Annotated in this window: 17 protein-coding genes, 2 tRNA genes and 1 other RNA gene; 11 read left to right on the top strand and 9 right to left on the bottom strand. The window is 69.7% G+C overall.

Annotation, left to right across the window (positions count from 1 at the left end; translation table 11 throughout):
- Positions 1-238: 238 nt before the first annotated feature.
- Positions 239-2,614 (bottom strand): DNA polymerase III subunit gamma and tau, encoded by a 2,376-nt coding sequence (locus tag GUY59_RS08345; RefSeq protein WP_161714449.1) that lies wholly within the window; start codon positions 2,612-2,614, stop codon positions 239-241.
- 31 nt (positions 2,615-2,645) lie between these two features.
- An RNA gene (gene ffs / locus GUY59_RS08340) (signal recognition particle sRNA small type) lies at positions 2,646-2,741 on the bottom strand.
- A gap of 97 nt (positions 2,742-2,838) precedes the next feature.
- Here ffs and GUY59_RS08335 point away from each other — a divergent pair.
- Positions 2,839-2,926: transfer RNA gene (locus tag GUY59_RS08335), tRNA-Ser, on the top strand.
- 419 nt (positions 2,927-3,345) lie between these two features.
- Here the strand turns inward: GUY59_RS08335 and GUY59_RS08330 are convergent.
- On the bottom strand, positions 3,346-6,159 hold the full coding sequence (locus GUY59_RS08330) for an AfsR/SARP family transcriptional regulator (RefSeq protein ID WP_161714448.1): 2,814 nt from the start codon (positions 6,157-6,159) through the stop codon (positions 3,346-3,348).
- A 238-nt stretch (positions 6,160-6,397) separates the two neighbouring features.
- Between GUY59_RS08330 and GUY59_RS08325 the strand changes: the two genes are divergently transcribed.
- From GUY59_RS08325 to GUY59_RS08310, 4 genes are read left to right on the top strand one after another with little or no spacing between them, the layout of a single operon-like run.
- The gene (locus GUY59_RS08325; protein WP_201760616.1) at positions 6,398-6,913 is read left to right on the top strand and encodes a GNAT family N-acetyltransferase; all 516 of its coding nucleotides are present in this window, start codon (positions 6,398-6,400) and stop codon (positions 6,911-6,913) included.
- A gap of 9 nt (positions 6,914-6,922) precedes the next feature.
- Positions 6,923-7,189, top strand: coding sequence for a hypothetical protein (locus GUY59_RS08320; protein WP_171055310.1), 267 nt, complete (start codon positions 6,923-6,925; stop codon positions 7,187-7,189).
- Positions 7,190-7,226: 37 nt separating this feature from the next.
- Complete coding sequence (locus GUY59_RS08315) at positions 7,227-8,150, top strand: endonuclease/exonuclease/phosphatase family protein (RefSeq protein ID WP_138199371.1); 924 nt, start codon at positions 7,227-7,229, stop codon at positions 8,148-8,150.
- Between the two features lie 49 nt (positions 8,151-8,199).
- The gene (locus GUY59_RS08310) at positions 8,200-8,658 is read left to right on the top strand and encodes a DUF4405 domain-containing protein (RefSeq protein WP_138199372.1); all 459 of its coding nucleotides are present in this window, start codon (positions 8,200-8,202) and stop codon (positions 8,656-8,658) included.
- Between the two features lie 11 nt (positions 8,659-8,669).
- Here GUY59_RS08310 and GUY59_RS08305 read toward each other — a convergent pair whose 3' ends face one another.
- Both GUY59_RS08305 and GUY59_RS08300 read right to left on the bottom strand, forming a co-directional pair.
- Positions 8,670-9,584, bottom strand: a complete 915-nt coding sequence (locus tag GUY59_RS08305) for a phosphotransferase family protein (protein WP_138199373.1) — start codon at positions 9,582-9,584, stop codon at positions 8,670-8,672.
- Between the two features lie 56 nt (positions 9,585-9,640).
- Positions 9,641-10,282 (bottom strand): LysE family translocator, encoded by a 642-nt coding sequence (locus tag GUY59_RS08300; RefSeq protein ID WP_138199374.1) that lies wholly within the window; start codon positions 10,280-10,282, stop codon positions 9,641-9,643.
- A 107-nt stretch (positions 10,283-10,389) separates the two neighbouring features.
- On the opposite strand from GUY59_RS08300, the gene ypfJ reads away from it, so the two are divergent.
- Together ypfJ and GUY59_RS08290 are read left to right on the top strand one after the other, a co-directional pair.
- A complete protein-coding gene (gene ypfJ / locus GUY59_RS08295; RefSeq protein ID WP_138199375.1) occupies positions 10,390-11,334 on the top strand; it encodes a KPN_02809 family neutral zinc metallopeptidase in 945 nt (314 codons plus the stop codon).
- Positions 11,335-11,470: 136 nt separating this feature from the next.
- Complete coding sequence (locus GUY59_RS08290; protein WP_138199376.1) at positions 11,471-11,767, top strand: type II toxin-antitoxin system VapB family antitoxin; 297 nt, start codon at positions 11,471-11,473, stop codon at positions 11,765-11,767.
- 56 nt (positions 11,768-11,823) lie between these two features.
- Here the strand turns inward: GUY59_RS08290 and GUY59_RS08285 are convergent.
- From GUY59_RS08285 to GUY59_RS08270, 4 genes are all read right to left on the bottom strand, one after another.
- Positions 11,824-11,913: transfer RNA gene (locus GUY59_RS08285), tRNA-Ser, on the bottom strand.
- A gap of 10 nt (positions 11,914-11,923) precedes the next feature.
- Entirely contained in the window at positions 11,924-12,379 is a 456-nt protein-coding gene (tadA, locus tag GUY59_RS08280; protein ID WP_212746142.1) for a tRNA adenosine(34) deaminase TadA, read from the bottom strand.
- The gene (locus GUY59_RS08275) at positions 12,376-12,852 is read right to left on the bottom strand and encodes a tRNA adenosine deaminase-associated protein (RefSeq protein WP_132329620.1); all 477 of its coding nucleotides are present in this window, start codon (positions 12,850-12,852) and stop codon (positions 12,376-12,378) included. Before GUY59_RS08275 ends, tadA begins: the two co-directional genes overlap by 4 nt.
- 17 nt (positions 12,853-12,869) lie before the next feature.
- Positions 12,870-13,385, bottom strand: coding sequence for a tRNA adenosine deaminase-associated protein (locus GUY59_RS08270; protein WP_425465064.1), 516 nt, complete (start codon positions 13,383-13,385; stop codon positions 12,870-12,872).
- Between the two features lie 166 nt (positions 13,386-13,551).
- On the opposite strand from GUY59_RS08270, the gene upp reads away from it, so the two are divergent.
- The 4 genes from upp to GUY59_RS49900 all read left to right on the top strand — a co-directional run bounded on the left by upp (position 13,552) and on the right by GUY59_RS49900 (position 16,814).
- A complete protein-coding gene (upp, locus tag GUY59_RS08265; RefSeq protein WP_132329616.1) occupies positions 13,552-14,190 on the top strand; it encodes a uracil phosphoribosyltransferase in 639 nt (212 codons plus the stop codon).
- 174 nt (positions 14,191-14,364) lie between these two features.
- A complete protein-coding gene (locus GUY59_RS08260; protein WP_132597103.1) occupies positions 14,365-14,589 on the top strand; it encodes a hypothetical protein in 225 nt (74 codons plus the stop codon).
- A 251-nt stretch (positions 14,590-14,840) separates the two neighbouring features.
- Entirely contained in the window at positions 14,841-15,374 is a 534-nt protein-coding gene (locus tag GUY59_RS08255) for a PH domain-containing protein (protein ID WP_132329612.1), read from the top strand.
- Positions 15,375-15,470: 96 nt separating this feature from the next.
- Positions 15,471-16,814 carry a helix-turn-helix domain-containing protein gene (locus GUY59_RS49900; RefSeq protein WP_138199377.1) on the top strand — a complete coding sequence of 448 codons (1,344 nt, stop codon included), beginning with the start codon at positions 15,471-15,473 and terminating at the stop codon, positions 16,812-16,814.
- Positions 16,815-16,909 lie beyond the last annotated feature (95 nt).

Below are 16,909 nucleotides of genomic sequence, written 5' to 3'. Positions count from 1 at the left end.
CGCCCGCCTCCTCCTCTGACCCCGGACGGCCACCCCTTCGCGACCTTGAGCGCGCCCGCCCAGCGGCCCTTCACACCGGCTCCATGAAACTCTCCGGACGACCGGGACCGGAAGCCCACGCGACCTGCCCCGGCACGGCGCTCACGTTGCGCTGCACCAGTGCCCTGCCCCACTCGAAGTCCAGACATGGCCGCCTGCGACGAGGCGTCAGATTCGGGCCGGGAGCGATCAGGCGCGGTCAGGTGTGGTCGATCTCACCGATCACTTGGGCGCCGAGCTCGCGCTCCAGCAACGCCATGCCCGAGACCGCGTCCACGTCGGCGTCCGCGTCGTTGAGCGGGTCGACATCGTCGGCGTCCAGGCCCTTGGAGCGGCCGGGGATCGCGTCCGGCCATGCCGCGGTCCCGCCGCGGGAAGCCGCGCCTGCGCGGGGCGACGGGACGCGAGGGCCTGACTGCGCGGCCGCCTTCGCCGCCGACCGCGCGGCGGCCAGCCCGGTGCCCGCCGCCCCACCGCCGGGCGATCCCGCCTGCTGGGCGGCCGCCACCGTACGGGTGTGGTCGGGGCACGGAGGTGCGCCGGGGGCGAGGTCGTCAGGGGCGTCCGGCCACGACTCGTCGGTGGTCGGAGGACCTGGAGGTGCGGCCGGAGGTTGGCCGGGATCCTTGGCCGCGGCTTCCTGGTCGTCGTGGGAGGCGCCGTTGGACGAGCCGTGGGAGGCGCCGTGTGACGCCGTACGGCCCTGGGAGCCCGGCGTGCCATGGGACGAGGACGAGGCAGGCGCTCCCTGCGGCCCGGCCGGCCCCTGGCCCCCGCCATGAGGGGGCTGCTGCGGACGGGCGGGGCCGCGCGGGGCGGACGGCACGGGAGACCCGCCGACGACCGCCTCGACCCGCCACGTCCCGCCGAGCACGTCACCGAGCGCGGCGGCCACGACGGCGTCCTTGCCGCCGCCCGTGAAGTTCTTCATCGCGCCGACCTGGGTGAAGCCGAGCGTCACGAGGTTGCCCTCCACGCCGACCACCTGGGCGTTGGTGCTCACGTTGGCCCAGACGACGATGCTGCGCTGCTTCAGGGCGGCCAGTACGTTGGCCCACTGCGCCTGAATCGCCCCCGGTCCCCCAGCGACTGGAGCACCCTGGGAACCGTCAGCGGCACCACCTGCCGCAGGCGCCTCGCTCTCGGCCTGCTGCCCTCCACCCGTACCGGGGCGAACAGGCGTGGGCCAGTCATCACCGGACTCGGCCGGCTGGGCCGCGCCTGAACCATCCGGCGCGTCACCCTGACCGGCCGGCGAAGCGGCGACCCGCCCCTGCCCCGACCCTCCGGCGACACCGGAACCCCCCGCCGGGCCGGCACCGGCGGACAGGCCGGAACCAGCGGATGCGCCGGAACCAGCAGGCGCACCGGAACCCGCAGGGGCGCCTGAGGCGGCGCGGGCGGCCATCTGGGCGACCGCGCCGCCGCGTTCGAGGCGTTCGAGGCGGGCGAGCAGCGCCTCCTCGCCCCGCGCCGCGCCGGGCAACAGCACCCGCGCGCACATCAACTCCAGCAGCAGGCGCGGCGAGGTGGCGCCGCGCATCTCGGTGAGACCGGCGTTGAAGATCTCGGCGGCGCGAGTGAGCTCGGCCGGCCCCATCGAGGCGGCCTGCTGGACGAGACGCTCCAGCTCGTCGGCCGGCCGGTCGAGCAACCCACTCGACGCCGCCTCGGGAACGTTGGCCAAAATCACCAGGTCGCGGAAGCGCTCGAGCAGGTCGGAGGCGAAGCGGCGCGGATCGTGGCCGCCCTCGACGACCCGGTTGACCGTGTGGAAGACCTGTCCGCCGTCTCGGGCCGCGAACGCGTTGACGACCTCGTCGAGCAGGTCGCCGTCGGTGTAGCCGAGCAGGGAGACGGCCTTGGCGTAGGTGATGCCCTCGTCGTCGGCCCCGGCGAGAAGCTGGTCGAGGACCGACAGGGAGTCACGCGCGGACCCGGCGCCCGCCCTGACCACCAGAGGCAGCGCGGTCGCCTCGAAGGGCACGTTCTCCGAGGTGAGGATCTCCTCCAGCAGCGCCCGCAACGTCGCGGGCGGCATCAACCGGAACGGGTAGTGGTGCGTGCGCGACTTGATCGTGCCGATGACCTTTTCCGGCTCGGTCGTCGCGAAGATGAACTTCAGGTGCGGCGGCGGTTCCTCGACGAGCTTGAGCAGCGCGTTGAACCCCTCGCGGGTCACCATGTGCGCCTCGTCGATGATGTAGATCTTGTAGCGCGCGGAGACAGGGGCGAAGAACGCCCGCTCACGCAGGTCGCGCGCGTCGTCGACACCGCCGTGCGAGGCGGCGTCGATCTCGATGACGTCGAGGTGGCCGGGACCGGTGGGGGCGAGCGCGACACACGACTCGCAGGCGCCGCAGGGTTCGGGCGTCGGGCCCTGCTCGCAGTTGAGAGAGCGCGCCAGGATGCGGGCGCTGGAGGTCTTGCCGCACCCACGAGGGCCGCTGAACAGGTAGGCGTGGTTGATCCGGCCCGTACGCAGGGCCTGCCGCAGCGGATCTGTGACGTGTTCCTGACCCTTGACCTCGGCGAAGGTCCCGGGTCGGTACTTGCGGTAAAGCGCAAGGCTCATGCGACCATCCCGCCTGCGAGGGGGCTCTCAACGAAGAGACCCCCCGCACACCCGCCAGAGCCCGCTTATCCTTGCTGCCTTCCGGCCCTGGGGAGGTTCACAGGATGACGCCGCGCGAGGGGTCCGTTGACAGTCTAGCCTCATGCCGCAGTGCTCGCTCCATCCCCGGCGACCCGGGAAAAACATGGTCTCCGTACGTCCCGGAGTCAGGTAAGCTCGTCGGCGGAGGATTCGCCTAGTGGCCGAGGGCGCACGCTTGGAAAGCGTGTAAAGGGCAACCTTTCGGGGGTTCAAATCCCCCATCCTCCGCCAGCTCGGAAGGGGTGCACCGTGATCGCGGTGCACCCCTTCCGGCTTTCCAGTCCCACTTGGCCTGTTCGGACGGCCTCTGCACCTTGCTCCGCAGCCAGCCGCTCGGTCGGCTCAGCGGGCAAATCTGGGCAGAACGTGTTCACGCTGACAGCCCATGGGGCGATGGTCCGACTGGCGGTTTCCGCCAGGTTCCTTCGACGACGAGCCCGTGACACTCGACGGCACGCCCGGTGCTGGCCATGAGCGTCGCCGGCATGCTCGCCATGAAGGAGCAGTTCCCCCGCCTCGGCCATGGCCGACCACGGCGGCAGAAGGACATCGCCGCTATCAAGACGCTCCGAGGGCCGGCCTGAACGAAGGCCCGCAGGACCCGCCTGACCACTGTCCGCGCTTCGGGCCGGGGCCGCCGGGTGCGCGGGTCAGAGCAGATTCTTGATCGGCTGGGGTGGTTCCGGCACGGCCTGGGCGAGGACCTCGGTCGCCTCCCGGGGCGTGAGCAGGCGGGCGGAGCACAGGAGGCTGACGGAGTTTCCCCACTGTTCCCGTGCGTCGCCGTGGCGTTCGAGGCGGTGCAGCATGGTGCCGAGCCACCAGCGTGACCTGGCCTCCTTCAGGCGGTAGCTCGACTCGTGGAACAGCCGTGCCGCCGTCGTGTAGCTTTCCACCGCCTCGGTCAGCCGGCCGGCATGGCGGTAGACGTCGCCCAATGAGTCGTGTGCCGACCCCTCACCGACGAACGGGTCCGTCTTCGGCCACAGCTCCACCAACTCGCGTGCCTCCGCGATCGCCTCGTCGAAGCGCCCCTGCCGGAAGTAGACATGCACCCGGTTGTTGCGGAGCACGTTCGGGGCCCCGGGGCGTTCGGCGTCGTCGTTGAGCGCCAGAGCGGCCTCCAGGTAGGCGAGCGCGTCGTCGAGACGTCCCACGATCGTGTGGATGACGCCGAGGTTGCTGAGGGCTCCCACCTTCCTACGGGGCAGTCCGGCGCGGTCCCAGTCGCTGAGAGCCGTCTTCAGTTGCGCGATGGCCTCGCCGTAGCGGCCCTGATCACGGTGAACCCAGCCGAGGAAGCTGCGGAGCTGGGCCTTGTCCTCCCATGCCGCGGCGCCATCGGCCGCGTCGATGGCGTGCACGTAGAGGTCGGCCAGTTGCGTGTGCCAGCCCTGGTAGCTGAAGGGCCAGTGGAGTCCGATGGCCAGGCCGACGGCGGTCACCGGGTCGGTACCGGCCAATGCCTGCTGCGTGGCGGCGATCAGGTTGTCCCGCTCGCCCTGAAGCCATCGTTCCGCCTCGGCCAGTTTCTTGAAGGTGGGTTCGGGCAGTTCGACGGGGCATCGCAGTACGGGATCGCTGTTCAACATGGTGCACACCGTCCAGGTGGTGCACAGATAGTGGTGCAGCACTCGCTGTACGGCGGTGGCGCGCTCCTCCTCGGACAGGTCCTGGTGTGCCCGTTCGCGGGCATAGAGGCCGACCAGGTCGTGGAACTGGTAGTGGTCAGGCCCGGCGGGTTCGACAAGGCGGGCGTCCTGAAGGCGTTCCAGTGCGGCTTCCGCGCGGTGGTGCGGCCAGCCGGTCAGGGCGGCGGCTGCGGCGGATGTGTGGGTGGGCAGGTCGAGCAGGCCCAGCAGGGGCAGCAGGTGGGCGGCGTCACGGCCGGCGGGTTCTTCGTGGAGTTGGTCGTGGCCGACCGCGACGCTGGCGCGGACGGCCAGATCGGCGTACTCCAGCACGTCCAAGCGGCGGGTGGCGTCGGCCAGCTGCACCTCCAGGTCGGACAGGGTCCAGTCGGGGCGAGCGACCAGGCGGGCGCCGACGATCCGCAGGGCGAGGGGGACACCTCCGCACAGGTGGGCGATCCGCTCGGCAGCCTGCGGTTCGGCGCGTACCCGGTCGGCTCCGGCCAGTCGCGACAGGAGCACGGTGGCGTCGGCGGCATTCAGGGTGCCCAGGTGGAGGTGGCGGGCGTCGTCCAGGACGGCCAGCGGGTCCCTGCTGGTGATCAGGACCCGGCAGCCCGGGCCGGCGGGGATGAGCGGGCGGATCTGGCGGACGTCTCGGGCGTTGTCCAGGATGACGAGCAGGTCGCTGGTCGCGGTCAGGGAGCGGTAGCGGGCGGCGGCCTCCCCCTGGTCGGCGGGAACGGCGGCGCCGTCCAGGCCGAGGGAGCCCAGCAGGTGGCGCAGGGCTTGGGCCGGGGTCAGCGGGTCGACGCCGGGGGTGGCTCCGTGCAGGTTGAGGTAGATGACGCCGTCGGTGAACCGGGCGGCCATCGCGTGGGCGACGTGGACGGTCAGGGCGGATTTGCCGATGCCGCCGGGCCCGTCGATCACCGTGATCACAAGTCCGTCGGCAGGGCCGAGTGCCGTGCGCAGGAAGTGGATCTCGGCGGCGCGGGCGGTGAAGGCGCGGGTGTCGGCGGGCAGTTCGAACAGCACGTTCGGCCGGCTGACCGTGACCTCTTGGGCCGGTGCGGTCAGGTCGAGGGCCGGGTCATCGGCCAGGATGGCCTGGTGCAGGCGGCGCAGTCCGGTGCCGGGTTCGATGCCGAGTTCGGAGACCATGACCCGGCGGCTGTCCTGGTAGACGGCGAGTGCTTCGGAGGTGCGGCCGGCGCGGTGCAGGGCGAGCATGAGTTGCGCGGCGGGGCGTTCGCGTAGCGGATGGGCACGCACGTGTCCGGCCAGGTCGGCGGCCACCGCGTGGTGATCCCCGGCGGCGAGGCGGAGGTCGGCGTGGGCTTCCAGGACGGAGAGGCGTTCTTCTTCCAGGCGGGCGGCTTCGGTGCGGGCCCAGAGGGTGGTCATTTCGGTCAGGGGTTCTCCTCGCCACAGTCGCAGGGCCGCTCGGAACAGGGCGTCCGCCGTGGCGCCGTCCCCCTGCTCCTGGCTGGTGCGGGCGCGTTCGGCCAGTCGCAGGAACAGGTGGGCGTCGATGTTGTCCGGTTCCAAACCGATCCGATAGCCGCCGGGCACGGTCTGGATGATCTTTTCCGTGGCGTGGGGCCCGAGGGTCTCACGGAGTTTCGAGATCACGATGTGAAGTTGTTTGGCCGCGGTCTCCGCGGAGTCGTCTCCCCAGATGTCGGTGACGATCCGCTCGGCGCGTACGGCCTGCCCTGCGCTCAGGGCGAGTCTGGCCAGCACACCGATTCGTCGATGCCCGACGAGCCGTACGGGTTCGCCGGCGGCCAGGACCCGCAACGGGCCGAGCAGCCTGATCTCCAGCGCCATCAGGAGATGCTCCCCTCGTTTGGCGGAGTCGGCGCAACCCTGAGGTGGCCGGGCTCCTTCGTGGCGATGACGTATGGCGCCATGATCCACAGATTCTGCGTAGACGTGCCGAGTTGCAGATGCCTTACAAGTGCCTGGGCAGACTACTGGTCGATCAGACAAGACCGGCCCGCTCCGCCGGTTCGACCTGCGGGTCCCCGGGCCAAGTTCCCCCGTGTCCCTCTGTAGGGTCGGCGTCATGCCTGATGTGATCACAGTCCGCTCCGCGCAACCCGGTGACGGGGATGTTCTCGGGGAGATCCACACCCTGTCCTGGGGTGTCTCTCACGGGCCGCTGTGCACGCCGAAGGTCGCCGCGGCCGGAGTCGAGGAGCGTCGCTCCAAGTGGCACGGCATTCTGGCCGAGGACGCGGACACGATCCTGCTGGCCCGCCTGAACGAACGGCCGGGGGCCTTCGCCCGGTACGGGGCCTCCACTTCCCGCCCTGACTCCGCGGAGATCCACACCTTCTTCGCCCACCCGGACGTCTGGGGCAGCGGCATCGCGACGGCCCTGCTGGAGGCCGTCCTGGAGCGGGTGAGAGAGGCCGGGTACGCCGACGTGCACCTGTGGACGCTCCGCGACTCCGCCCAAGCGCGCCGCTTCTACGCCAAGAACGGCTTCGCCGAGACCGGCAGGACCCACGACCACGACTTCGGCGAGGGTGCACCGCTGGTGCTGGTCGAGTTGGAGCGGGCCGTGCCCGGCCGCTGAAACGACACCATGCTCAGTCCCGCGCGGCTCGCCGCGAACTCGCCCTTCAGCAGCCTGGAATCCCGCGTCTTCAGCCGAAGGCTGACCTGGGACGTGGACGGACTGGTGGATCTCCAGCTCTCCTATTCCTACAGCTCGCCCGCAAGGCTCGGCGGTCGCCTGCCCGCCTTCGTCAAGGCGCTGCGACGGGCGCTGCTCGCCGACAACCCCGCGGGGCGGTGGGAGCAGACACTGGTGTCCGAGGTGCTGGTCGCCAGGCGGCCATCCCTTGCCTGAATCGGGTCCAAAGCGCTTTCCTCTACGCTGCCGTCCCATGTTACGAACCAAACCTCTCTGGGCGGTCGCGGCCGGCCTTCTCACCCTGCCGCTCCTGCCGACGCCCGCCACCGCCGCCCCGGCGACGCTCCGCGTCATCTCGTGGAACATCTGCGGCGAGGCGGGCGGGGATCGTGGCGATGCCGGCTACTGCCCCTACCGCAATGAACCCGGCAAGAAGGTGAAGCAGATCGCCGGCCTCGTGGCCGAGCACCAGGCCAACGTGGTGCTGCTCCAGGAGGTCTGCGGCGTCGCCTCCGACAGCCATCTGGAGTTGCTGAAGGCGGCGCTCGGCTCCGGCTGGTCCTTCGCCAGGGCCGACGGCGCGCGCCCCGACGGCCGCGTCGACTGCCGTGGCTCGCTGTCGGGCAACCTCGGCCTGGGCATCGCGGTCAAGTCGCAGATCACCGACACGAAGGTCACGCAGACGCTGCCGCCCGACCCCACGGGAAAGAGCAAGCAGACGTTGCCGACGTTGTGCGTACGTACGGCGAGCTGGGCGGAGACCCGGATCTGCACGACCCACGTGCTCGCCGATCCGGTGGACCCGCGCCGCCCCCAGCAGGTGAAGAACATCAAGACGGCGGTGTCCGCGGGTGGCCTGGACGTCGTGCTCGGCGGCGACTTCAACCTGTTCCCCGGCTCGGCGGAGCTGAAGCCGCTGTCCAGCGCGTACGAGGAGTGCGACGCCGCCGGCGCGAAGCGCAACGAGGTCACCCACCACGCCTGGACCAACGGCAAGCACGTCTACCGCAAGCGCGACCACATCTTCGCCGCCAAGGCCGGCACGAGCAGGCGCTTCACCGCCTGTGACGCCGACCAGTCGTTGATGGACACCACCGCGAACGAGGCGGACAGCGGCCGTCCGAGCGGCTACTCCGACCATGCGCCGCTGATCGGTTACCTTCCAGCGAAATCCTGAGCCGGCGATGACTGCGTGGCAGGGAGCGTGACACCCATAAGGTGTGACGATGGTAGGAAACAGCCCAAAGCAGGCAAAGGCCAGGCTGTCCTGGATATATCCCGCCATGCTGGTGCTGGTGCTCGCCGACCTGTTCCTGATCGACGTCCTGCCGGGCGGCCTGAGCGTGCACAGCCTGGTCGGGCTGGTGCTCGTCTCGGCCGTCGCCCTGCACCTGTTCGACCAGCGCGCCTGGATCAGTCGTACGGTCCGCCGGCTGCTGTCACGGCGTGGGCTGCACAAGGCGGTGCGGCGCGTGGGTGTCCGGGACGGCTCCCTGCTGATCGCCGGCCTCGCGCTGATCGTCACCGGGCTGGTGCAGTGGAGCGGCGTACCGGCCGCCAAACCGTGGCACAGTACGGCGACCGTGGCCTTTCTGATCACCGCAGGCGTGCACCTCTGGGGCAACCGGCGCAGACTGGCCCACCGTATTCGTGAGACCGGCCGCCTCTTCCGGCCGGGCCGCTGACCCGGCCGCGGTCAGACCAGCTCGGCCCAGGGCGACGGTGGGTTCTCCGTGAAGAAACGCAGCAGGCCCAGCAGGCGGCCGGCCGGGGGCGCGGTCCAGTGACGCTCCCCCGGCCTCGGTACGGGATCGGCCAGGCGCCCGAGCGCCCAGGCGAGGTGGACCCGCAACACACGCGCCTCCCAGCAGCCGCCGGAACCGTCTTCCTCGGAGTACCCGCCGAGCATGGCGGAGACGGCGCTCAGCGGCATCTTGGCGAACTCGACCGCCGGGTCGGCCCAGTGCGCGTCGCCCCAGTCCACGATGCCGGTCAGAGCGGCTTCCGACGCGAGCAGATTCTGCGGGGCGACGTCGCCGTGCACCAGGACCATGGGCGGCTCGGCCGGCACGTACGGGCTGAGCACGTCGAACCATCCGGTGAGCCAGCGGGCGGCCTCGGCGTCGATCCAGCCGTCGGCGAGGAGCCGGTCCAGCAGCACTCGCGGATCGCCGGGAGGTTCGCCCCGCGGGACGGCGGACAGGCCGTCCTCCGGCGTCGGGGGCAGCCGGTGCAGCCTGGCCAGTTCGCGGCCCACCTGCCGGTGGACTCGCTCCGCCTGGTGGGCGGGCAGGTCGAGCCTGGCCAGATCGGCTCCCCGCACCCGGTCGAGCACCATGTACGGCACGTCGACCTCGGCGCAGGTGTCGTCAAATGTCACGACCTCAGGCGTCCGTACGCCGAGCCGCCGGGCGGCGGGGATGACCGACGCCTCCTTCACGAGGTCGGCGAGGAACCGCGGCGTACGCGGGATCCGCAGCACGAGGCCGTCGCCTATCAGGTAGGCCCGGTTGGCGACACCGGACAACGCCGGGCGTACTGACTCGGCGGTGTGCCCGTGCCGGGCGGCGATGGCGGCCAGGGTGTCCTGGGTCGGCTCGTACTCCTCCATGGAGCAGCATGCTGGCAGAGCGCGGCATGCGCGGTCCTTCCCTTTTCCGGGGCGTCTCAGGCGGGCGCGAGGGCCTTGGAGCGGTCGGTGGCCATGAGGACGGCGAAGCCCCCGAGCAGGCTGCCCATGATGTAACGCTGCACGCGCAGCCAGGCGGGGCGGCCGGCCAGGAACGCCGCCAGCGCCCCCGCCGAGATCGCGATCAGGCCGTTGACCATGGTGGCGACCACGATCTGCACCGAGCCGAGCGCGAGGCTCTGCAGCAGCACGTGACCCATCGACGGGTCGATGAACTGCGGGAGCAACGACAGGTACAGGATGGCGATCTTGGGGTTCAGCAGGCACGTCAGCAGCCCCATGCCGAACAGCCTGGCCGGCCGCTCCACCGGGAGGTCGCGCGCCTGGAAGGCCGACGTGCCGCCGGGCCTGACCGCGTTCCATGCCAGCCAGAGCAGGTAGGCGGCGCCGGCCAGCTTGAGCGCGGTGTACGCGGCCGGCACGTACGCGAAGACGGCCGTCAGTCCCAGGCAGGTCGCCGTCAGATAGACGGTGAAGCCGAGCACGACCCCGGTGAGGGAGATCAGCCCGGCCCTGCGGCCCTGTGTGATCGACCGTGAGACCAGATAAACCATGTTGGGGCCTGGTGTGAGAACCATGCCCAGCGAAACCAGCGCAATACCGATCAATTCCACCGTCATGTCGGCAGCTTATCCCCGCTATATCCCCCATATATGGAAAAAACGCCCTGCTATGCCACCCTGCGTATTCATGAAACTACGGGGGATGACATTTGCAAGGAGGTGGCATGCAATTCGATGACGACAGGCCTCTCGACCCGTCCCAAGTCGAGGACGTACGGGCTCCGCGCCCGCGACGCGGCGGTGGCGGCAGGCCGGACGGCTGCATGGTGCCCGTCGGCGGCCGGCGCGGCGGCTGCCTGACGCTGGCCCTGGCGGTGGCGGGGCTGCTGCTGTTCGGCGTCGTCCCCTCGCCGTTCAGCGGTGACGAGAGCGAGCGTCAGGGTGAAGGGCAGGCGCCGAGCGCCCCTCCGGCCCGCTCACCGGACGGCAACCTGACCGAACGCTGCCGTACCGGCGCCGACGCCGACCAGTCCGAGGACTGCCGCATCGTCGGCACGGTCAACAGCATTCAGTCGTACTGGCGGGCGGAGTTCGGGCGGCAGGGGCAGGGGGCGTACCGGCCGGCCAGGACCGTGCTGTTCTCCCGGACGGTCAGCACCGGCTGCGGCGCGGCCGACTCCGCCGTCGGGCCCTTCTACTGCCCGCCCGATCGCAAGGTCTACCTCGACCTGACCTTCTTCGACACCCTCCAGCGGAACTTCGGCGCCGAAGGCGGACCTTTCGCCCAGGCATACGTCGTCGCCCACGAGTACGGCCACCACGTACAGAACCTGCTCGGCACCATGGAACGCCTCGGCGGCGCGGGCCTGCCGGGCGCGGGCAGCGCCTCCGTACGTCTGGAGCTGCAGGCCGACTGCTACGCGGGCGTCTGGGCGCGCAACGCGGTCAGAACCGGCTTCTACGACGAGCCGTTCTCCGAGGCCGACATCCACCAGGCGCTCAGCGCGGCCGCGGCGGTGGGCGACGACAGCATCCAGCGGCGCTCGCAGGGCCGGGTGAACCCCGACGCCTTCACGCACGGCACCTCGCGGCAGCGCGCGAAATGGTTCAGCAGAGGATATGAGAGCGGTGAACCCCAGCGGTGCGACACCTTCTCCGGCGCCATCTGAGACCTGGAAAATCGATCACGAGAGCCGGCGAAACCCCTTTTCCAGCAGGGCTGTGAAAACCCGTACCCGCGGACCGAACTGGGCCGACGCAGCCCGGATAACGCAAGGAATCGGATTCTCTCCTAAAATCAGGGGGGTGATCTTCAAGCTTGTCGGCGACGGACGCCCTTATCCAGAACACGGTCTGACGTCCCGGGAGTGGGCGCAGATCCCGCCACGGCAGGTCCGGCTCGACTCGTTGATCACCACGAAGGCCATGCTGGACCTGCACTCACTCCTCGCCGCCGACTCCACGTTCTACGGTGACCTCTTCCCGCACGTGGTGCAGTGGCAGGGCGAGCTCTATCTCGAGGACGGCCTGCACCGCGCGTTGCGCGCCGCCCTCCACCAGCGATCGATCCTGCACGCCAGGGTCCTGGAGATCCCCGACTGAGGGGTGGGGCGGACACGCGAAAGGGCCCCCGGAAAGTCCGGAGGCCCTTGGGCGGATGGCGGTGGTGGTGGGATTTGAACCCACGGATGAGTTGCCCCATCACACGCTTTCGAGGCGTGCGCCCTCGGCCACTAGGCGACACCACCGCGACCGAGCTTACCGGATCCTGCGGGTAGCGAAGAACCGCTTTAGTACGGCCGAGCACTCGGCGGCCAGAACCCCCATGACGACCTCGGGCCGGTGGTTGAGCCGGCGATCGCGTACGACGTCCCAGAGCGAGCCCACGGCGCCGCCCTTCTCGTCGACGGCGCCGTACACGATCCTGTCGACCCGCGCCAGCACCGCGGCGCCCGCGCACATCGTGCAGGGTTCCAGGGTCACCACGAGCGTGCAGCCGGTCAGCCGCCAATGCCCGCGTCGGGCGGCGGCCCGCCGGAGCGCGAGCACCTCGGCGTGGGCGGTCGGGTCGGCGGAGGACTCGCGGTCGTTGCCCGCCGCGGCCAGGACCTCGCCGAGCCGGTCCAGCACGACGGCCCCCACGGGGATCTCTCCCCTGTCGGCCGCCGCGGCGGCTTCGGCCAGGGCGAGGCGCATGGCTTCCTCGTGGGTCACCGCAGCCGGTCGAGCTCGTCGGTGAACGACAGCCGCTCGGCGATCACCGACAGGATGTCGGCGGGCAGCATGCCCTCTTCCATGCTCAGCTCCAGCAGTTCTTCCGAGCTCACGCCGAGGTCGCTGAGCAGCTCGAAGTCGCCGGCGGGGCGCACGCCGAGGCCGTTGCCCTCCTTGTCGGGGACCACTCCGGCGAACTCGGCGAACAGCTCGCCCAGGCTGTCGGAGGCGACCGCGTGCACATCGGAGAGGAAGACGCGCGGCTCGTCGTCGCCGCGGTAGCGGACGAGCGCGAACCATTCGTCCTCGACCTCAACGCAGAGCAGGGCCAGCTCGTCGCCCGTGAGCCCCAGCGTCTCCATCACGGTGTCACCGAAGTCGTCGACGATCTCGGCGTCGTCCAGATCGACCTCGGCTCCGCTCCAACCATCGGAGGTCCTGACAAAAGCCGCAGAGAAGGTGTTGGACGCCATGTCCGCGCTCCAGGGGGTCAGCCGAAGACCGATTCGATGGCACGCTCGAACGGCTCGGAGAAGCCGAGCCGGGCGGCGATGCTGGACAACACGTCTTCGGGCAGCAGGTCAATGTCGCCGGAGAGGATGCCCAGCTCCATCTCGTCCAACCCGAGATCGGCGAAGATCGACAGATCTCCGGCGGGAAGCACGGTCTCCTCGTCCTGGAGGATCTCGTCGAGCTCCTCCTCGTCGGGGACGGGCACGTCGAGGTAGTCGAGCACCTGCTCCGCGAGCGGGAAGTCCCATGAGGCGGCGATGTCGGAAAGGAACACGTCGACCCGCTCGCCGAGGACCCGCAGCGCCACGAAGAACTCGTCGCCGACCGCGACAAGACCGATCGTGCTGCTCTCGCTCGGCTGCTGTCTGAGGGCGTGGATCAGCCCCTTGAGATCGGACGTGAGCGTGCTCGGCAGCAGCCCCGCCTCCCAGCGATCGTCCTCGCGATAAACCACGATGGCGAAGTCGAGAGCGTCTTCGTCTGTCATCGCCATCTCCACCCGACCTCTGACACGACAGATATCACCAACACCTAATCGTTCCAGAGTCGGCCACTGGTCGTGTGCCTCTCCGACCAAATTGTGATCAAAACCGATGAGGTGAGCGGCCGTGAGCAGCACGGTCTGCGTCCTCCGCCGTCACGAGATAGCGTGGCACCCTATGGAAACCCTCGTCGTCGACCATCCGCTCGTGGCCCACAAACTGACCGCGCTGCGTGATGTCCGCACCGACTCGCCGACGTTCCGCAGGCTCGCCGACGAGCTGGTGACGCTGCTCGCGTACGAGGCCACCCGCGACGTGCGCGTCACCGACGTCACCGTCGAGACGCCCGTCGCCCCTGCCCACGGCGTCCGGCTGGCCAAGCCGCACCCGCTGGTCGTGCCCATCCTGCGTGCGGGGCTCGGCATGCTCGACGGCATGACGAGGCTGCTGCCCACGGCCGAGGTCGGGTTTCTCGGCATGATCCGCAACGAGTCGACGCTGCAGGCGGAGACCTACGCCACGCGCCTGCCCGACGACCTGTCCGGGCGGCAGTGCTTCGTGGTCGACCCCATGCTCGCCACCGGCGGCACGCTGGCGGCGGCCGTGCAGTTCCTGTTCGAGCGGGGGGCGGTCGACGTCACGGCCATCTGCCTGCTGGCCGCGCCCGAGGGCCTGGCCCACATGGACAAGGTGTTCGCCAACTCCGGCAAGCCGATCCGCGTGGTGACGGCCGCGCTCGACGAGCGGCTCAACGACAGCGGCTACATCGTGCCGGGGCTCGGCGACGCGGGCGACCGGCTCTACGGCGTGGTCTGAACCCCTGAAGCGGCGCGATCTGAAGCCCTGGCGTGAAAAGTCCTTTTTCCGTCACACGGAGTCGTCACTTCGTTACATACTGTGGTTGAGTGGGTACGAAGAGACAGGAAGGCAACTTCCGCATTGCGCGTGGGGGAGCACGATGAGCGACATGCCCGGTGCCGAGGTGTTCTCGTGAACGATCACACCAAGGCCGATCCGACTCCGTACGCGGAGGTGGAGGCGCTGCTGCGCGACGAGTTCGCCGGCATCCACTCCTCGACCACCGTAACGCGCTGCGTCGAAGCCGCGCACTACGGCGCGCTGGAGGTCACCGGCTACGCACATCCGGGGCTCGTGGAGCGCATCGCGCGTAAGCACCTTCACGTGTTGGCCCTGGTGGCCAGCGAACGTGGCTAGCAAGATCAGAACATACCCACCAAGTTACCTTTACCCCGGCACCCGGGTGGGTAATGTAGACGGTGGGTGGAGTGGGTAAGTGGCACGGAGGCGACAGTGCAGGTCAAAAAAGTCCTCACATACGGTGGTATCGCATTTGTCGCGTACTACCTGTTCGCGCGACCAGCTGACGCCGCGGACGCGGTGAGAGGAGCGTTCGACACGGTGTTCAACGCAGCCGACTCGCTGGCTCAATTCGTGAACAGCCTCGCATGAGACTTGTGACCCACGGGGACTCCGCTCCGTCGTCGGTCAACCGCTACCTCCTCCCCCACGAACAACAGGTCCTCATGGTGCGGCGGCACCCTGCCATCCTGCTCCGTCCGGTCGCCGAGGTCTTCGGCGGCCTGATCGTCGCGGGACTGCTCAGCAGCTTCTTCGGCGGCGCCGGAGCGGGTGGCACGGCGCTGGTCGTCGTCTGGTGGCTGTGGCTCCTGCTGCTGATCCGTTTCGTATGGAAAGTGGCGGAGTGGTCGGTCGATTACTTTGTGGTGACGTCCACGCGAATGTTGCTGACCACCGGGCTCATCACCCGCAAGGTCGCGATGATGCCGTTGGGCAAGGTCACCGACATGAGCTTCCAAAGATCTCTGCTTGGGCGCATGCTCGGTTACGGTGAGTTCATCCTCGAGTCGGCCGGCCAGGACCAGGCGCTGTCAACAGTCGGGTACATTCCGTATCCGGAGACCTTGTACCTCGAGGTCTGCCAGATGCTTTTCCCCGGCAAGGACGAGGGCGACGATTAATCTCCCTGCGGGGAATTCTTCACGTGGGGATACCCGATTCGGCTACTTCATGCAATCATTGCGTGTTGTTGACCCTTCCCCGCCTTGAGAGATGAGATGCCGAGTCAGGGAACCATCGGTGACCGCGTCCGAGGACTGCGGCTGAACAGGCGGATGTCCCAGGCCCAGCTGGCCGGGCCCGACCTGTCTGACAGTTATGTCTCGCTCATTGAGTCGGGCAAGCGCACGCCGACTCCCGTCGTGGCCCGGCTGCTCGCCGAGCGACTCGGCTGCACGACCGAGTTCCTGCTGCACGGGATCGAGCCCCGTCAGCGGATCGACACCGAGCTGGGACTGCGCCACGCCGAGCTGGAGTTGCAGCACGGCGACCCTTCCGCAGCCGCCGATCGTTTCACGGAGATCGTGAAGGCGGCCGACGAGGAAAACGCCATGCTCACCGCGCACGCCCGCTTCGGCAGGGCGCGCGCTCTTGAGGCACAGGGCCGGCTCGGCCAGGCCGTCGAGGCCTTCGAGCGCCTGCGCAGGGAGGCGTCGGCCCATCCCGAGCGGCTGGCCGACCTGCCGCTCGCCATCTCGCTGAGCCGCTGCTACCAGCGGGCCGGCGACCGGCTGCGCGCCCACGACCTGGCCGTCTCCGCGCTGCGGCAGGCCAGGCGGCTGTCCATCACGCAAGGTGAGGTCGCCATCGACCTGGCCACCGCGCTGGTGGAGGCACGCAGCGAGCGCGAGAGCCACTCCCCCGAGCTCGACTACGTGAAGGACGTGCTCGACCTGACCGGCGTCCCTCGGGTTGTGGACCGTTCCGGGGAGATCCGGTCGCTGTGGGAGGCCAGCTCGGCCGCCGCCGCGGGCGAGGACTCCGCACTGGCCGTACGCCTCGCCGACGACGCGATCATGGCAGGGCGTGAGGCCCGTCTGGCGCTGCAGCTCGCACGGGCCGCCATGCACTGGTCGCGGCTGCCCACGGCCGGCATCTCCGAGGCCGAGCGGCTCGTCAGTGCCGCCTCCGAGGCGTTCGCCGTCTTCCCCGCCACCATCCGTGAGCACGGCGAGAGCCTCATCGTGCACGCGCGGGTGCGGGTGCGGGCCGGCGACCCGGCGCGGGCCGGAGAGCTCGCCACGACGGCCCTGGGGCTCTCCCACGACCGTTTCGGCACGACTACCGCCGAGGCGCACCTCGTCCTCGCCGCCGTCGCGCTCGAGCTCGGCGGCGACGCCGCGGCCCACGTGCGCAGCGCGCAGGAGCTGCTGGCCGGGCTCGACCGGCCGGTGTTCGGCTCCGACCGGCCGGCCGCGCGCTGCTGGCGCGAGCTGGGCGACCTCTACGGCAGACTAGGGTCCGTGACGCGGCAGACGGCGGCCTACCACAAGGCTCTCGAGTCGGCCGGGGTACGCTCCGCCATGGCGGGGGTGACGGTCGACACCAGCGTTTCTCGCTGAACCTCCGGGAGCTCCAGATTTGGCTTTTCGAGTCTGGAATAATTAGGGTCTACCAGTCATTCACTCATAGGATGATTGGCTTTCCCGGAGGAGGC

This window comes from Nonomuraea sp. K271 (genome assembly GCF_009908215.1).
Lineage (GTDB): Bacteria > Actinomycetota > Actinomycetes > Streptosporangiales > Streptosporangiaceae > Nonomuraea > Nonomuraea longispora.
This window is presented reverse-complemented; position numbering and strand designations above follow the sequence as displayed.

What these genes read in the sequence shown, in the direction of transcription:
- GUY59_RS08315 (WP_138199371.1), top strand. Translation starts at nt 7,227, where the DNA reads ATGTTACGAACCAAACCTCTCTGGGCGGTCGCGGCCGGCCTTCTCACC.
- GUY59_RS08330 (WP_161714448.1), bottom strand. Translation starts at nt 6,159, where the DNA reads ATGGCGCTGGAGATCAGGCTGCTCGGCCCGTTGCGGGTCCTGGCCGCC.
- GUY59_RS08310 (WP_138199372.1), top strand. Translation starts at nt 8,200, where the DNA reads ATGGTAGGAAACAGCCCAAAGCAGGCAAAGGCCAGGCTGTCCTGGATA.
- GUY59_RS08345 (WP_161714449.1), bottom strand. Translation starts at nt 2,614, where the DNA reads ATGAGCCTTGCGCTTTACCGCAAGTACCGACCCGGGACCTTCGCCGAG.
- GUY59_RS08305 (WP_138199373.1), bottom strand. Translation starts at nt 9,584, where the DNA reads ATGGAGGAGTACGAGCCGACCCAGGACACCCTGGCCGCCATCGCCGCC.
- GUY59_RS49900 (WP_138199377.1), top strand. Translation starts at nt 15,471, where the DNA reads ATGCCGAGTCAGGGAACCATCGGTGACCGCGTCCGAGGACTGCGGCTG.
- upp (WP_132329616.1), top strand. Translation starts at nt 13,552, where the DNA reads ATGGAAACCCTCGTCGTCGACCATCCGCTCGTGGCCCACAAACTGACC.
- GUY59_RS08300 (WP_138199374.1), bottom strand. Translation starts at nt 10,282, where the DNA reads ATGACGGTGGAATTGATCGGTATTGCGCTGGTTTCGCTGGGCATGGTT.
- GUY59_RS08275 (WP_132329620.1), bottom strand. Translation starts at nt 12,852, where the DNA reads ATGGCGTCCAACACCTTCTCTGCGGCTTTTGTCAGGACCTCCGATGGT.
- ypfJ (WP_138199375.1), top strand. Translation starts at nt 10,390, where the DNA reads ATGCAATTCGATGACGACAGGCCTCTCGACCCGTCCCAAGTCGAGGAC.
- GUY59_RS08255 (WP_132329612.1), top strand. Translation starts at nt 14,841, where the DNA reads ATGAGACTTGTGACCCACGGGGACTCCGCTCCGTCGTCGGTCAACCGC.
- GUY59_RS08320 (WP_171055310.1), top strand. Translation starts at nt 6,923, where the DNA reads ATGCTCAGTCCCGCGCGGCTCGCCGCGAACTCGCCCTTCAGCAGCCTG.
- GUY59_RS08325 (WP_201760616.1), top strand. Translation starts at nt 6,398, where the DNA reads ATGCCTGATGTGATCACAGTCCGCTCCGCGCAACCCGGTGACGGGGAT.
- GUY59_RS08270 (WP_425465064.1), bottom strand. Translation starts at nt 13,385, where the DNA reads ATGGCGATGACAGACGAAGACGCTCTCGACTTCGCCATCGTGGTTTAT.